General features: G+C 64.0%; 12 protein-coding genes. 4 read left to right on the top strand and 8 right to left on the bottom strand.

The annotated features are described in order from the left end of the window. The 4 genes from hypF to hypE are packed head-to-tail and all read left to right on the top strand — an operon-like array spanning position 1 to position 4749. A complete protein-coding gene (gene hypF, locus AC3WOY_RS05340; RefSeq protein ID WP_492421494.1) occupies positions 1–2328 on the top strand; it encodes a carbamoyltransferase HypF in 2328 nt (775 codons plus the stop codon). 11 nt (positions 2329–2339) lie between these two features. Beyond that, positions 2340–2573, top strand: a complete 234-nt coding sequence (locus AC3WOY_RS05345) for a HypC/HybG/HupF family hydrogenase formation chaperone (protein ID WP_492421496.1) — start codon at positions 2340–2342, stop codon at positions 2571–2573. After that, positions 2570–3703, top strand: a complete 1134-nt coding sequence (gene hypD, locus AC3WOY_RS05350; protein ID WP_492421498.1) for a hydrogenase formation protein HypD — start codon at positions 2570–2572, stop codon at positions 3701–3703. Before AC3WOY_RS05345 ends, hypD begins: the two co-directional genes overlap by 4 nt. After that, complete coding sequence (gene hypE / locus AC3WOY_RS05355; protein WP_492421500.1) at positions 3700–4749, top strand: hydrogenase expression/formation protein HypE; 1050 nt, start codon at positions 3700–3702, stop codon at positions 4747–4749. Before hypD ends, hypE begins: the two co-directional genes overlap by 4 nt. A 3-nt stretch (positions 4750–4752) precedes the next feature. Here the strand turns inward: hypE and AC3WOY_RS05360 are convergent, their stop codons facing one another. The 8 genes from AC3WOY_RS05360 to AC3WOY_RS05395 all read right to left on the bottom strand — a co-directional run bounded on the left by AC3WOY_RS05360 (position 4753) and on the right by AC3WOY_RS05395 (position 15160). After that, the gene (locus AC3WOY_RS05360) at positions 4753–5769 is read right to left on the bottom strand and encodes a hypothetical protein (RefSeq protein WP_492421502.1); all 1017 of its coding nucleotides are present in this window, start codon (positions 5767–5769) and stop codon (positions 4753–4755) included. A gap of 108 nt (positions 5770–5877) precedes the next feature. Further along, a complete protein-coding gene (flhD, locus tag AC3WOY_RS05365; RefSeq protein WP_492421504.1) occupies positions 5878–6192 on the bottom strand; it encodes a flagellar transcriptional regulator FlhD in 315 nt (104 codons plus the stop codon). Between the two features lie 17 nt (positions 6193–6209). Further along, entirely contained in the window at positions 6210–6530 is a 321-nt protein-coding gene (locus AC3WOY_RS05370; RefSeq protein ID WP_492421506.1) for a type II toxin-antitoxin system PemK/MazF family toxin, read from the bottom strand. Continuing rightward, entirely contained in the window at positions 6524–6778 is a 255-nt protein-coding gene (locus AC3WOY_RS05375; protein ID WP_420476316.1) for an AbrB/MazE/SpoVT family DNA-binding domain-containing protein, read from the bottom strand. The genes AC3WOY_RS05370 and AC3WOY_RS05375 overlap by 7 nt, the downstream gene beginning before the upstream one ends. Before the next feature lie 284 nt (positions 6779–7062). Further along, on the bottom strand, positions 7063–8058 hold the full coding sequence (locus AC3WOY_RS05380) for a hypothetical protein (RefSeq protein WP_492421509.1): 996 nt from the start codon (positions 8056–8058) through the stop codon (positions 7063–7065). A 522-nt stretch (positions 8059–8580) separates the two neighbouring features. Next, the gene (locus tag AC3WOY_RS05385; protein WP_492421511.1) at positions 8581–9855 is read right to left on the bottom strand and encodes a L,D-transpeptidase family protein; all 1275 of its coding nucleotides are present in this window, start codon (positions 9853–9855) and stop codon (positions 8581–8583) included. Then, positions 9855–10988 carry a tetratricopeptide repeat protein gene (locus AC3WOY_RS05390; RefSeq protein WP_492421513.1) on the bottom strand — a complete coding sequence of 378 codons (1134 nt, stop codon included), beginning with the start codon at positions 10986–10988 and terminating at the stop codon, positions 9855–9857. The genes AC3WOY_RS05385 and AC3WOY_RS05390 overlap by 1 nt, the downstream gene beginning before the upstream one ends. Before the next feature lie 227 nt (positions 10989–11215). Next, positions 11216–15160 carry a coiled-coil domain-containing protein gene (locus tag AC3WOY_RS05395; RefSeq protein ID WP_492421515.1) on the bottom strand — a complete coding sequence of 1315 codons (3945 nt, stop codon included), beginning with the start codon at positions 15158–15160 and terminating at the stop codon, positions 11216–11218. Positions 15161–15337: the final 177 nt, after the last annotated feature.

The following is a 15337-nucleotide window of genomic DNA, read 5'->3' on the forward strand; positions in this document are numbered from 1 at the left end:
ATGAATGCCTCGACCGATTTCTCCCTGTCCGGCACCCTGATTCGCTCCGGGCTGCGCGTATTCGGGCAGGTGCAGGGAGTTGGCTTCCGCCCCTTCGTCTTCACGCTGGCAACGGGCATGTCGCTGTCCGGGTGGGTGCGCAACATCGGGATCGGTGTCGAGATTGAAGCGCAGGGGCCGAACGCGGAGGTGGAACGTTTTGTTCATCGTCTCATGCACGAGCTTCCGCGTGCCGCTCGCATCGAGCGGATCGAACGCGATACGCGCGCAATCGATACGAACGCGACAGGCTTTGCCATCCTCGGCAGTACGAACGACATCACATCCACCTCCATCTCGCCGGACAGCACTGTTTGCGATGACTGTCTTTCGGAGATCTTCGCTCCGTCCAGCCGCCGCTACCGCCATCCCTTCACGCATTGCGTGCAGTGCGGCCCTCGCTACACCATCAGCGCACGCCTTCCCTACGACCGCGCGAATACCAGCATGGCTGCCTTTGCGGAGTGCCCGCAATGCCGGCAGGAACGCGAGCATGCCGGCAATCGCCGCTTCCACGCGCAGACGAACGCCTGCCCCTCATGCGGCCCGCGTCTCTGGCTTGCCGATGCGACCGGGGCCACGCTAGAGGAAAAAGATGCGGCTGCAGCCGCCTTCGCACGGCTGGCACGCGGAGAGATTGTCGCCATCAAGGGGATCGGCGGCTTCCATCTGGCTTGCGATGCACGCAATGGGGATGCCGTGCGCCGGCTGCGCGAGCGCAAGGCGCGCGAGGAAAAACCGTTCGCAGTGATGTTTGCCAACCTCGCCTCCATCGCCGCCTGCGCCGATGTATCCGAAGCCGGCGCAGCCCTGCTGTCCTCCGCGCAGCGCCCTATCGTGCTGCTTCCCAAACACGCGGCCTGCGACAAGATGCTGCCGGGCGTCGCCCCTCAACTCTCGTCGCTCGGCGTCATGCTGCCGTATGCGCCACTGCATTACCTGCTGTTTCATGAAGCGGCAGGCCGCCCCGAAGGCATGCAATGGCTGGAATCGCCGCAGCCGGCCGTGCTGGTGATGACCAGCGCCAATCCGCATGGCGAACCGCTCGTGACGGACAATGCCGAAGCGCTGGAGCGCCTGTCAGGCATTGCCGAAGCCTTCCTGCTGCACGACCGCGAGATCCTGATCCGGTGCGACGATAGCGTGGTGCGCACCACGTCGACCGGGAGGCCGCAGTTCGTGCGCCGCTCGCGTGGCTATGTTCCCTCGCCGGTCCCCCTGACGATCAATGCTCCGGCGGGCATCGCTGTCGGCGCCTACCTCAACAATACGGTTTGCGTGGCGCGGCGCGGAGAAGCCTTCCTGTCCGAACATATCGGCGATCTCGAGACGCGCATGGCGTGTGCGGCCTTCGGCACGACCGTGTCCCACTTGCTGGACATCCTGCAGCTTGAACCCCGCTGGATTGCCTGCGACCTGCATCCCGACTTTTACAGCACGCGGTTCGCGCATGCTTTCGCGAAAGAACGCGGCCTTCCCTTGATGGAAGTTCAGCACCACCATGCGCATGTTGCCGCAGTGATGGCCGAACACGGCCTGCGCGGAAAGACGCTCGGTCTTGCACTCGACGGTTTCGGCCTGGGCAGTGATGGTGAAGCATGGGGGGGCGAGCTCCTGCTCGCGGAGGGCGGGACGTTCAAACGGCTCGGCCATCTGCGCCCCCTTCCGCTTCCCGGAGGCGACCGCGCGGCGCGTGAGCCTTGGCGCATGGCGGCGTCGGCATTGTTTGCGCTTGGCCGATGCAACGCCATCGCAGCGCGCTTTGGCCCCGCTTCCTCTGCAATCGCGACCATGCTTGAGAAAAACCTGAACTCGCCGAAAACCAGCAGCGCGGGCCGCCTGTTCGATGCGGCTGCCGGCCTGCTTGGGGTAAGCAGGGTCACGAGTTTCGAGGGTCAGGCCGCATCCATGCTCGAAGGCCTTGCGGCCGGATTCGGCGAGGCCGCTCCGCTGCAGCAAGGCTATGTCATCGAGGACGGTGTACTGGACATGATGCCGCTGCTGGCCGCGATTTCCGGCATGGAGGACAAGGGCCGTGCTGCCGCCCTCTTCCATGCCACCCTCGCCGCAGGACTGTCCGAATGGACAGTACAGGCCGCGTCCAGGTGCGGCGTGCAGGAAGTCGTACTGGGCGGAGGATGTTTCATCAATGCGCTGTTGAGCAGTGCCCTGCGTGCCCGGCTGGAAGCGCAGGGTTTGCGCGTATTCGAAGCGTCGGCCGCACCGCCCGGCGATGGCGGCCTGAGCCTCGGCCAGGCGTGGGTCGCGCTTCAGCAACTGGATTTATAAAGGAGCAAGGCATGTGCCTCGCAATACCCGTCAAGGTCGTGGAACTGCGGCCGGAACAGATGGCGCTGGTCGATGTCGGCGGCGTGCGCAAGGAAATCTCGCTGGCGCTCGTGGATGACATCGCTGTCGGCGATTACGTCGTGCTGCACGTCGGCTGCGCGCTGCAACGCCTCGATCCCGAGGAAGCGGAAGAAACCCTGCGCGTGATGGCGGAAGCCGGCATGCTGCCGGAGGCCGGAACATGAAATACATCGATGAATTCCGCGACGGCGAACTGGCGCAGGCCATCGGGGCCGCCATCCGCCGCGAAGTGGATACTGAGCGGCAATACAACCTGATGGAATTCTGCGGCGGCCACACGCACGCGATTGCGCGCTACGGCCTGCCCGATCTGCTCCCGCGCAACGTGCGCATGATCCACGGCCCCGGCTGCCCTGTCTGCGTGCTGCCCATCGGACGCATCGACAATGCCATCGAGATCGCGTCGCAGCCCCATGTCATCCTGTGCAGTTTCGGCGACACCCTGCGCGTGCCGGCTTCCGGCCAGATGAGCCTGTTGAAGGCGAAGGCACGCGGCGCGGACATCCGCATGGTGTACTCCAGCCTCGACGCGGTTACCGTAGCCCAGCAGAATCCGGACAAGGAAGTCGTGTTCTTCGGGATCGGCTTCGAGACCACCACACCGACAACGGCGGTCGCGGTCAAGAAGGCGGAGACGCTCGGCCTGCGCAACTTCAGCGTGTTCTGCAACCATGTCCTGACTCCGGCGGCGCTGGATGCCATTCTCACTGCGGAAGATGAAGATGCTTCGCTCGTCCACGGCGTCGTCGGTCCCGCCCACGTCTCGACCATCATCGGCAGCAAGCCGTATGAGGCGTTTACGGCGCGTTACCGCAAGCCGCTGGTGATTGCCGGCTTCGAGCCGCTGGATGTTCTGCAATCGGTGCGCATGCTGATCCGCCAGCTCAACGAAGGCCGCGCCGAAGTCGAGAACGAATACACGCGCACCGTTACCTCCGAGGGCAACCGCAAGGCACAGGCCATGGTGGAAGACATGTTCGAACTGCGGCCGAGCTTCGAATGGCGCGGCCTCGGCGAAGTGCCCTGGTCGGCGCTGCAATTGCGCGACCGCTATCGCCAGTTCGATGCGGAGGCGCGGTTCACGATCGAGAAGCGCGCGGTGGCCGATGCCAAGGCATGCGAATGCGGGACGATCCTGCGCGGCAGGAAAGAACCGAAGGACTGCAAGATCTTCGGCACCGTCTGCACGCCGGAAAACCCGGTCGGCGCCTGCATGGTGTCTTCCGAAGGCGCTTGCGCCGCCTATTACACCTACGGCCGATTCACCATCCCCATTGTGGAAGCAAGTACATGAGCAGCATCAAACCCAAATACACCCGTCGCCTCGATTTCAAGCAAGGCCGAGTGGAAATGAGCCATGGCAGCGGCGGCCGCGCGATGGCGCAGCTGATCGACGAGCTCTTTCTACCGGCCTTCGACAACGAACAGCTTCGGCAAATGAACGACCAGGCGGCCTTCGCAGTGCCTGCAGGACGCATGGTGATGGCGACCGACAGCCACGTCGTGTCGCCGCTGTTCTTCGCCGGCGGTGATATCGGCTGCCTGTCGGTGCACGGCACGATCAACGACGTGGCGATGGCGGGCGCGACGCCCTTGTACCTGGCGGCCGGGTTCATCCTCGAGGAGGGATTTCCGCTGGCGGACCTGCGCAGGATCGTGGAGTCGATGGCAGCCGCCGCGCGCGAAGCCGGAGTGCCGATCGTCACCGGCGATACCAAGGTGGTGGAACAAGGCAAGGGCGACGGCGTCTTCATCACGACGACCGGCGTCGGCATCGTGCCGCCTGGCGTAAATATTTCCGGCGACCGCGCGCGTCCCGGCGACAAGGTCCTCGTCAGCGGTACCCTGGGCGATCATGGCATTGCCATCATGTCGCAGCGCGAGGGCCTGAGTTTTTCGACGTCGATTGCCTCCGACACCACGAGCCTGCATCACCTCGTCGCGAACATGGTGGCCGCCGTGCCGGACATCCACTGCCTGCGCGACCCGACGCGCGGAGGCCTGGCGACAACCTTGAATGAATTCGCACGCCAGTCGCACGTCGGCATCGATATCGATGAACGCGCGCTGCCGGTGCTCCAGGAGGTGCGGGCGGCATGCGAGATGCTCGGCCTCGATCCGCTCTATGTGGCCAACGAAGGCAAGCTGGTTGCCATCTGCAGCGCCGGAGACGCGCCACGCCTGCTGGAAGCGATGCGATCGCACCCTCTCGGCAGGGAAGCCGCCATTGTCGGCGAAGTGCGTGAAGATACGAATTGCTTCGTGCAGATGCGGACTGCGTTCGGTGGACGGCGGAATGTGGACTGGCTCAGCGGGGAGCAATTGCCCCGCATCTGCTGATCATCAGAACAGGTAGATGTAGGCAGCGACCGCGGCGAAGCCGGCAGCGGCATGTGCGATCGACCACAGGAGCTTGCGCGGGAGTCCGCTCTTTTCCTTCGCGAAAAGCGTAACGACGGCGTCATCATCGTCGTCCGCATCAACCTGCACGACCGGTGCCGGCTGCGGCGCGCGTTGAACTTCCACCGGCGGAATGGCAGGCCTGCGCCCGGGGGCTGGACGCAGCACCGGTGCCGCGGGGGGAATCTCCGGAGCGACCTTCCTTGCCGCGACGGCGGCCGCCTTTCTTTCCGCTGCCACGCGGACACGTCCGGAGGTCAGCATCTGGTGCAATTCATCGATGTTGGGCTTGCGATGGAACACCTTTTCCCACGCCCCGATGAGATTGGAATGCCCCTCGCCCATCAATGCGTCGTACAAGGCATCGCCCATTGCGCGCCCCTTCTCCTCGGCCAGCTTCAACTGCTTGTCATGGGTGAGGACGGCGGCGCGCAATAACGCCCTGAACTGGCTTGCATCGTAGCCGGCGTTCAGTGTGCTATCGGTATCGAAGTACTCGACCTGACCATTGATCTGGACAGGCGGTTCCGTGATGATGCGCGTGTCGGCGTTCTTGAGTTCAAGGAGCGCGCGCACCGGGTAGTCGATGGTCGCGGCGTCTGGATTGGCGGAATCGGACGCGGCCTGGCTCATGAACAGGCGCGACTGGCGATATCCTTTGAAATACGAAAGCCAAGGCTCCATATCGGCCTTGGCGAGGGAAAACGGCTTGCTCCAGCTGTCCGCTTCATCCAGCGGAATCAGTGCCGAGCGGATCTCCGGGATGGCATTGACCTTGTCAATCCACTCATTCAGCTGCACGGCGGCAGCCCCTTCGGCTCCTGTCGCCGGTGCCTGCTGCCGCTGGACGGCCTCGAGCCGCGCCTGCTTCTTCTTTTGCTCGGCGGAGCTTTGCAGGAGCCGGTTCTGCCGCTCGGTTTCCCACTGCAGGGCGTTGTCCCGCAATTCGAGGGCGTGCATGTCAACGCTCTCCCGTCAACGTGCAGGCGCATGCCGCTGCGGCAAGGCGCAACGCGACGCAACCGGCGGCACGAAGGGGCAGGATCGACATGGCCTTGCCGGTCGCCCTTACAGGATCGTTTCCGGCGCCTGCGACGACATGATGATCGAAGCATGGACCGGCGCGGTCGCATTGCCTGCCTTGTCGCGCAGCAGGGTCGAGAGGATCTCGGTATCGGTAAAGCGGAAGCGCGAGAGCATGACGTTGCAGCTCGCCAGCTTCAGCACCTGGGCATTGCTCATGCCCGCCAGCAGGTCGGCAATCTCGCCGCTGATGCCGAGGCGGAAAATCGCCTCCGCGCGATCGTGGCGAATCATTTGCTGCGCGATCATCAGGTAGCTGAGATTGACGTCGCGAATTTCTGCCAAATAATCGTTAGCCATGTGAGTCGGTCCTTATCTTAGTAAGCGAAAACTTCCTGTAGAACATCAAGAGCCTTGGCCATCGTCACTTCATCGATGGATCCGAGCTTTCTTATCAACCGCGACTTCTCCATCGTACAAATCTGATCCAGCAGGATCAGTCCTTCCTTGCCCACGAAGCGCACCGGAATCCGGAACGGCGCCGGAAGCTCGCGCGTGCTCATGGGGGCAAGGATGAGCGTGCTCAGGTACTCGTCCATTTCCTCGGGCGAGACCACGACGCACGGCCATCGCTGTTGCGTCACGCTGCCGACCGGCTTTTCAAAGTCGACCAGCCAAACATCTGCGCGCATCACCATGAAAAATCTGCTTCCACGTCGTTGCCGATAAGCGGCCAAGCGATCGCCTGCGCTGCCGCCTTTTCCGCCAGGCGCTGGCAAGCCTGCGCCCACCCCTCACGGGACTTCCGCTTCGGCTTGCGAATCACGATCGACTCGTTTTCGACCTCGATTTCTACCTCGCCAATATCAAGACCGGTCTGTAACAGGAACGGCTTGGGGATCAGCACCCCCTGCGAGTTACCCATCTTGCGGATGGCAGTCTTCATGGAAATTCCTTTAACAGAATGTTCGAACATAGTACTACATAATTACCAATGGGAATATTTTTATTTAAACAATGTTGGAACTTTTCATGACTTGTTACAACAAGGTATTAACGTTATAAGTCCGAAGTTTAGAAATTACTGTAAATATTCTTGAGATATAACTTTAAATATGGAAATAAGTACAACGGATGGAGTTACTAAAAGAAAATGGGAAGGCAGGAGGGAAATGCAGGGATTGACCGACTATCCTTGGCGTCCCGCGTCAGCTGGCGCGGGAGGGGGAATCAATATGTGGAGGCTTGCTGCTGATAGGAAGGGCAGCCGTTTTTGCCCCATGAGCCGTTGCAGATTTGCCAGCGGCAAAATTCACGGCGAATGAAGTTTGTCTTCCGGTCGCACTGCGCCAGGGAGGTGCGGGTTGCTGAAATGCGCGCCACGGTACCTGAGGCCGAGGCGCCCCGGCGGCTCACCTGATCGTTGCGCGCGCCCTGTCCGCTGCCGGGGCGCGTGTCACCCGGACCACGGCCGTGCTCAGTCTTTTTTTTTAGTTCCTCGTCGACCTGGCGGCGAATGCGTTCGATCTCGCGGTCGGTTCTCGTGACGCTCTTGCGCTTGGGCGCAGCGTTGGCCACGCTGGCACCTCCCTGCTTCTCCGCCCTGGCCGTTTTCGGCGCGTCATCCTCTTGCGCCTGCCGGGATTTCTGTCCGGTGGTCGATGGTGTTGCCGGTATTGTCACCAGCGCGTCGTGCTCGACTTCCCCCGCTCCAGCATTCCGCTCGCCCTTCGAGCCGGCGACCGACGCCCCCGAGCTCATCTCCGGCAATGCAGGCGCCCTGGATGCGACCGGTTCCGGATCGGACTGCACGGCTGCCGGCGGCGGCGCGCCATCGTAGGGAAGCTCGCTGGGACTGATGCCGCGGATCGCGGCGGAACGCTTGCCATCGACGGAGGGGGCTGCAGGCACGTTGCGCACCGTGGAAGCAGGAACCGCGGACACCGGCGCTCCCGGTGACGGCTTGTGCAGCCACCATGCCGCCGCCAGACCGACACCGGCGCCGACGACAAACACCCCCGCCATCATCGTGATGCGCCACAATCGAGAGCGCGCCGGCCGCTGGTATCCGCTCTCGCCGAATTCCGGCCCCAGCCCGTGCAGCCGCTCATAGGCGTTGCTCGGCCCCGGCGGGAAAGCGTGGTCGTCGATGCTCGGCTCGATGCGCTGGCCGGTTGGCGCATCGGCGGGAGCGCGGTCGGTGCGCGTGCGCCATTGTGTAGACACCTCTTCCCCGGCGGCTCCTTGCTGGGTTGGCGTACCGCTTGATGTAGTCTTTGCAGATGGTGAGCCGGTCAAGTAGCGCGTCCTCCTGAATCTTTCTGCACAGGAAAGCGTCGTGTGCAGATACGTGCGGTCCCCGGACCCTTCATGCCGTGCGTACACGTAGCCCTTTTGCCGGCGTGCATAGGCACGCATGGCCGGCAGCGTCGTGTGACATGAGACGCAAACCCGGACAGAATCCGGATTGCCCGTCCCGCAATTCGGGCATTGCATGTCGTCCTGCGCAAGCCATCCAGTTGCCCGCGCAAACGAATGACCTTCGGCAGTCAATCCAAGTTCAACAGGATAGGCGCGACCTCTGCGCTTTCACATAGCCGTATCGATGAATTCGAACGGTGATTGATCCGAATCATGCAGGCAGGCGCGCTGCGTCAATGCAATGTTTCCGGCTGTCTGCGCAATGCGTTTGCGCAAGGAAAAACGGCTGCCACGAGGCAGCCGTTTGAAGGATGGTATGCGGTAGCGTTACAGGTTCAGTTCGTACACAATCTTCCAGTGCGAACCTTCCTTGGCCCAGTACTGGCGCTTGCGGATGGATGTCTTGTTCTTGCCGAACTGGGACTCCTGCGTGAAGGTGCTGACGATCATGTCCTCGCGGCCCGGATAGAAGAAGTGCGTCATGTCGCGCAGGGTCACCGACAGGCCGCGTACGCCGCTCATGGACTGCTGGTGCTTGCCCAGCCAGGACTCGAGGCTTTCACCGCGTTCGGACTTGAACTTGCGTGAATAATTCTCGCCGATACGCGCCGTGTTGAGCGTCTCGACATCCCGTTTCCAGCCATCCACCAGACGTGTGGCCAGATTGCGGTCGTTGTCCCATTTCGTCTTGTTGACGAAGTCGACGCTCTCGGCGATGACCACCGGGGTCTTGCCGATCTCGACCGAACTGGTGAGCTTGTGCAGATCGGGATTGGTGAGCACCACGCAGCCGTCGGAAGACAGCGGCGGACGGCTGAAACTGTCGGACGGCGTGCCGTGCAGCCAGATGCCGGAGCCGCTGCGTCCGTTGATCTTGTCCCACTCGTTGGGGTAGTTGATCGGCAGCGCACCGGATCCATAGAAGTCAGGCAGCTTCGCGCCCGGAAGATGGCTGGTGATGTAGTACACACCGACCGGCGTGCGCTGGTCGCCTTCTTTGAGCTTGTTGACGCCGAACTTGCCTTGGCTGACGTAATAGTCGGTAACGAACTTGAGCTGGCCGCCACGGTTGGCATACACATAGAGCCGCGAACGGCGTGCATCCACGACCAGCACATGTTTCTGGTCCTCGCGCAGCTTCAGCACGAGGCGCGGAATCAGGTCGGGGTCGGGGCGCTCGCGCAGTGACTTCAGACGCACCATCGCTTCTTCGCGCAGGTTCTTGAGCTTGTCTTCGGGACCGTCGACGGCACCGAGCGTCTTGACCGGCTGGGTCTGCATCAGCAGCAGGTCACCGCGGATCAGGTGCCCCAGGCGGAAGGTGGGATACGCATCCACCAGCTTGTCCGCGCGTGCCAGCGCCTTGCGCAGGTTGTTCGTACCGAGGGCCTTGTACACCTCGATCAGCAGGACCTCGGGATCCTCACTCTCGGGCGCCGGCGCGGATGCCTGCGGCTGCGCTTGCGCGCGCGCAGACTTCTTCGACACCGCCATCGCGGGCGAGGCACTCACGCTGGCGGCCATCAGCCATGTCATCGTCAGGAGCAATGCCTTTGAAGGACGCGCTCCCGGGCCACCGTTTGTCAATTGGAAGCGGAACATCAGCTACCCGTCGTCTCCTGCTTGATCTGCCACTTGCCGCCCTGCCTGGTCAGCACGAGCGTCTTGCGGGTGTTTGCGGTCAGGCGATCGGAAATATAGACCTGGCGGAATTTCACCGTCGCCGTATTGCCGTTGATAGAGACCTGCGGCGCCTCGACCTTGACGCTGATGCTGCCCTTGCCGGCGATACGCGCGCGGCGGTCGTCTTCCCACGCCTTGCGTGCGACACCGTTCGGGGTCTGGAATTCGTTGCCGTAGTAGTTGAGATAGGACTTCACGTCCTGTGCGCTCCACGCACGCGCCCAGCCGTTGACGGCCTTGAGCACGTCGTCGCGGTCGTCATCGTCGCGGGCCTGTTTCGGTTCAGCCTTGTGCTCGGGCTTCGGTTCTGCCTTCGCAACCGGCGGCACTGCCGCAGGAGCCGGGGTTTTGGCCACGGGAGCCGGTGCCGGTGCCGCCGCCGGGGGAGCCACGGGCGCAGGCGCGGGCTTGGCGGCGGGTACCGGGGCCGGCTCAGGCGCCTTCGCCACCACGGTCGGCGCTGGCGTTGCCGCAGGCGCCTTGGCGCTGGCATTGGCACCGCCCATGTTGCCCACGAGAGAACGCACCAGGGTCAGCTTGGACTTGGCGGCGGAATTGCCGGAATCGAGCTGCAGCGCCTTGTCATAGGCCTGGCTGGCCAGCTTCGCATGCACGTCGCCCAGGTTCTCGTAGGCGGTCGCATAGCTCGGATTGGTGCGGATGGCCGAGTCGAGTGCGAGGCGCGCCTTTTCATATTGGCCAGCGGCTGCGTACAGCACGGCGAGATTGTTGTACGGCTCGGGCAGGCCCGGGAAATCCTCGGTCAGCTTGGTGAAGACGGCGATCGCTTCCGACGACTTGTTCTGCTCGGTCAGGATGACGCCCTTCAGGAACCGCATCTGCGCATCGCGCGGATTCCGTGCGAGGAACGCATCGGCGCGCGACAGCGCCTCGGTGTACTGGCCGCCGCGCATGAACTTGGTGACATCGGCGTAGTCATCCGCAAATGCGGGAGCCGTGAACAGTGCGGCGACAAGACCGGAGATGGCAATGGTGTTGTTCAGTACAGGGCGCAAACGAAGATTGATCATGCGGCGCGTCGAGAAAGTCATGGGTGATTGTTGTGTATGGTGCGGCAACTGCCCTCATGCAACCCGGCATCCGGCGGGGGCGGAAAGCGCGGCGGGCGGCATTTTGAAACCAGTGCATTCTAACCTCACTGGCTTAAATACGCCATTTTGGAACACCTTGCGTACCAATGGGACAACCGGGGAACAAGAGGGAAAACCGCCTGCGAACCATGGAGTTGACATGGCTCACAGGGCATATCAAAGGAACATCATTCGCCGTCGCCGCCGGACTGCGCAGACATTGGGGCAGTACCGAGCTGATACGACATTTGCAACTTGGCCGGGACAATGGCTCCGGCCGAAACCATCGCCGGTGACGGCGAAACCTGTGCCTGGACGGACTGGCTTCCCTGCATGGTAAAGGTCGCGGCGACGGCAACGCCCGCAACGAAGGCGGCGCCGCCCAGCATCGCGACCAGCGGACGGCGCACCGTCCTGGATTTGGAGGCGGGAACCGGCGACTCGGCAAGCACTGCTTCCGCGCGGACGCGCCACTGGCCGACCGCTTCGCTCTTGCCCTTCATCCGCTCCAGCAGGTCCGTGGCGAGCGCCTGCGCTTCTTCCTGCTCGCGCTCGCATTGCTCGCGCAGCGCGTCGGCCTGTTCGGTGCTCGATGTGGCGTATTCCTTCTGACGGCGGGCGGCTTCCAGGGCGCGGCGCTCTGCGTCGGCACGCATTTCCTCGGCGGCGCGCGCTTCGGTTTCGGCGGCCATGCGGCGGGTGGCCAGTTCGGCGGCTTCGCGTTCCAGCGCGGCGCGCTTTTCCGCCTCGGCGTGCGCAAGTTCTTCCGCGCGGACCTGCTCCCTGATCGATGCCAGCGCCTCTTGCTCGGCCTTGGCGCGGGCGCTTTCCAGACGAGCAAGTTCGATGGCTTCGCGCGCCTTGGCTTCGGCCGCCTCGGCCGCAATACGCTGCGATTGCGCCTGCTCGGCGGCCTTTTCGAGGAATTGCTTTTCGGCGGCTGCCCTTGCCTCGATGGCAAGACGTGCCGTGCGGGCAGCTCCCTCGCGGGCGCGGGTGATGGATACCAGTTCGGTTTCGATCCGCTCGCGAGCCTTTTCATCCTCGCAAGCACTCTTTTCGGCTGCCAGCCTGAGTTCGGTTGCCACCATCGCCTTTTCGGCGGCGGCAGTGCGTTCACGCTCGGCGCGCATCTTTTCCTGCAGTGCGGCGTAGGCTTTCTGTTCTGCATTGGCGCGCTGGCGTTCGGCGGTTGCCAGTTCGATAGCCTCGCGTGCCCTGGCGATGGCGACTTCGGCCGTCTTGCGCTGGAACTCTGCCTGCTCGACCGCTTTTTCCACCAGTTGCTTTTCGGCTTCGGCCTGCGCCTGGATGGCTTCGCGCACCGTGCGCTCGGCCTGCTCTCGGGCCATCATGTGCGCGGCTTGCTCTTCCTCGGCCTTGGTGCGGGCATCCGCTTCGATGCGCAGCTTTTTCTCTGCTTCCAGCTTGTTCTGGATGGCGACGAGGGCTTGCTGCTCGGCGACGACGCGTGCCTGCTCGACCTTGGCCAGCTCGATGGCTTCGCGGACTTTCTTCAATGACAGTTGGGCGGCGCGACGCTCCGATTCGGCGCGCTCGGCGACCTTTTGCATTTGCTGCTTTTCGGCCATCAGCTGCGCTTCGACCGCCTTGCGGACGAGATGCTCGGCCTGTTCGCGGGCAGCGATCGTCTCGGCATGCTCGCGCTCGACGCGGGCACGGGTTTCTGCTTCCGTCATCAGTGCCTGCTCGGCGGCAAGATGCTGTCGCACGGCTTCCAGCGCCTTCTGTTCCGCTTCGGCACGCTGCTGCTCTGCGCGGGCCAGTTCCACCGCTTCGTGCGCCCTCGCTTCGGCGGCCTCGGCGGCCTGGCGCTCGAGGTCGGCGCGCTGCGCGGCCTGTTCGAGTTCGAGCTTTTCAGCGGCGCATTTGGCTTCAATGGCGCTGCGCGCTTCCAGTTCTGCCTGCTGGCGGGCGCGCAGCAGTTCGGTGTGGCCTTCCTCGCCACGGGCGCGTGCCTCGGCTTCGCTGCGCGCGGCCTCTTCCGCCTGGCGGCGATCCTGCTCCGCCTGCAGTGCGTGCTGTTCGGCTTCGGCGCGTTCGCGCTGGACACGGGCCAGTTCAGTCGCTTCACGCGCCTTCAGCAGCGCAGCCTGCGCGGCCTTGCGCTGCAGTTCGGCGGCTGCGCGCGTCTGTTCCGCCGTGTGCTTCTCGGCGGTGGCTTCGGCCAGACGTGCTGCTCGCAGGGCGCGGTCTGCTTCCTCGCGTTCGCGCAGGGCTGCGGTTTGTTCCTGTTCGGCGTGCAGGCGCGCTTCGGCTTCAGCATGGGCGGCCTGTTCGGCAGCCAGCTTTTGCTGCGCGGCCCGGAGTGCCTTCTGGGCGGCTTCCGCACGCTGGCGCTCGATCCGGACCTTTTGCTGCAGGGTTTGCAGCGCCTCCTGCTCATCCTTGGCACGCTGGCGCTCGACGCGCGCCAGTTCCACCGCTTCACGCGCCTTCAGCAAGGCAGCCTGCGCGGCTTCGCGCTGCGCATCGCCGCGCTCGATGGCCTTGGCCAGTGCGAGCTTTGCCGCTTCGCATTCCTGTTCCTTGGCAACGCGGGCGGCATGCTCTGCCTGCTCCTGATCGCGCAGCAGGCTCGCGTGCAGCTTTTCCGCGTCTGCGCGCGCATTCGCTTCCGCAACGGCGGCTTCCTCGGCAAGCACTTTTTCCTGCAATGCGACAATCGCTTTCTGTTCGGCGTCGGCGCGCTTGCGTTCGGCGCGGGCCGCCTCCATTGCCTCGCGTGCCTTCACCGAGGCAATCTCTGCGTTCTGGCGCTGGAGCTCCGCGTGCTCGGCGGCACGTGCAAATGCGGCCTGCTCGGCGGCGACCTGGTCGGCAGCCATCCTTGCCGCGGCGCGTTCGATTTCGACGCGCTTCTCGACGATCTTGCGTGCGCGCTGCTCTTCTTCTTCGCGCGCCCTGACTGCTTCAACGATCTTCTGTTCGGCTACGGCGCGCTCACGGGCTTCCTGGATGGCACGCTCTTCCGCGGCGACACGTGCGCGCGCCTGCACATCGGCCTTGTGTTCAGCCTCGATGCGGGACAGGGCCTTTTCCTGCAGTTCGCGCTCAATGCGGATGCGGGCTTCGGTGGCGAGGCGGATGCTCTCTTCTGCTTCGCGGCGGGCCTCTGCTGCTGCGGCTGCAACGGATTCGGCATGCTGGCGGCGTGCAGCGGCTTCACGCATCTCGGATTCGGCATTCAGGCGTACCGTAAGTGCCTGCGCAGTCTTGCGCTCCATGTCGATGCGCGCCTGGGCGATCGCTTCCTGTTCCTGCTCGGTGATGGCGCGGGCGCGCGCCTCTTCGCGAGCGCGGACTTCGGCCGGTGCGCGGCTCAGCGCGGCCTGCAAGGCCATCTCTTCGGCGCGCTCACGTTCGCGTGCGATCTCGAGGGCTTCGCTGCGTGCCCTGGCCAGCATTTCTGCCGACACGCGTGCTTCCTTTTCGCGGCGCTCCTGCTCGCGGGCCAGTTCGGCAATGCGGGCATCGGCGCGGGCGCGTGCTTCTGCTTCCTGCTTGGCGGCTTCCGCGGCGGCCACGCGCTGCGCAGCCTGCCAGCGGGCCAGCTCGGTTTCCTGGGCCAGCTCTTCCACGGCGGCGGCGGCGCGGGCGGCGAGTTGCGTTTCCGCGGCGATCTGTTCTGCGGCGCGCTGGCGTGCTTCTGACTCGGCGCGGGCGCGCTCTTCGGCAAGCCGCTTGGCTTCGGCCTCGGCTTCGGCGCGGGCACGGAGTTCGGTGATTTCCTTCTTGACGGCGGCTGCGCGCGCTTCAGCAGCTTCGCGTGCCTGGCGTTCTGCTTCGAAGCGGGCGCGGCTGGCTTCGATGGCCTCTTCTGCGGCGCGTGCGCTCTGGTAGGCCTCGGCGGCGGCAGCGGCATCCAGCCGTGCGCGGTCTTCGGCCAGCGAGCGGGCTCGTGCTTCGGCGTGGGCGCGGTTTTCCGCGGCGACCGTTGCCTTGGCCTCGGCTTCGACGCGGGCGATTGCCTCGCGGATGGCTTTCAGGTCGACGCCCCCGATGCGAGACTGCGGCGAACCTGCCTGCGTTCCCACATCGCCCATGTCCTCGTCCTCAAGGGCTGTTCCTTGTAGTCCGGGGTTGTTGTGCATCGCCTGTTTGGTGTCCATATCTCTGCTCCCGCTGGATGAGCGATTCCGGCGGTTGTTATGTATGCGCGCTGGGCCGGAATTTCTTAACGTGCATTATCAGGACCGGCCGGGCAAAACAGCCCCCTGAAAAGAAGGGGAATTGCGAGCCATTTCCGCGAAATGAGGGGCGAATTGCGCGATTTCCCATGTTTATGG

The organism is Noviherbaspirillum sp. FW303-A3 (assembly GCF_058788695.1).

Coding starts and splice junctions, on each gene's coding strand:
- hypF (WP_492421494.1), top strand. CDS start 1: ATGAATGCCTCGACCGATTTCTCCCTGTCCGGCACCCTGATTCGCTCC.
- AC3WOY_RS05345 (WP_492421496.1), top strand. CDS start 2,340: ATGTGCCTCGCAATACCCGTCAAGGTCGTGGAACTGCGGCCGGAACAG.
- hypD (WP_492421498.1), top strand. CDS start 2,570: ATGAAATACATCGATGAATTCCGCGACGGCGAACTGGCGCAGGCCATC.
- hypE (WP_492421500.1), top strand. CDS start 3,700: ATGAGCAGCATCAAACCCAAATACACCCGTCGCCTCGATTTCAAGCAA.
- AC3WOY_RS05360 (WP_492421502.1), bottom strand. CDS start 5,769: ATGCACGCCCTCGAATTGCGGGACAACGCCCTGCAGTGGGAAACCGAG.
- flhD (WP_492421504.1), bottom strand. CDS start 6,192: ATGGCTAACGATTATTTGGCAGAAATTCGCGACGTCAATCTCAGCTAC.
- AC3WOY_RS05370 (WP_492421506.1), bottom strand. CDS start 6,530: ATGGTGATGCGCGCAGATGTTTGGCTGGTCGACTTTGAAAAGCCGGTC.
- AC3WOY_RS05375 (WP_420476316.1), bottom strand. CDS start 6,778: ATGAAGACTGCCATCCGCAAGATGGGTAACTCGCAGGGGGTGCTGATC.
- AC3WOY_RS05385 (WP_492421511.1), bottom strand. CDS start 9,855: ATGTTCCGCTTCCAATTGACAAACGGTGGCCCGGGAGCGCGTCCTTCA.
- AC3WOY_RS05390 (WP_492421513.1), bottom strand. CDS start 10,988: ATGACTTTCTCGACGCGCCGCATGATCAATCTTCGTTTGCGCCCTGTA.
- AC3WOY_RS05395 (WP_492421515.1), bottom strand. CDS start 15,160: ATGGACACCAAACAGGCGATGCACAACAACCCCGGACTACAAGGAACA.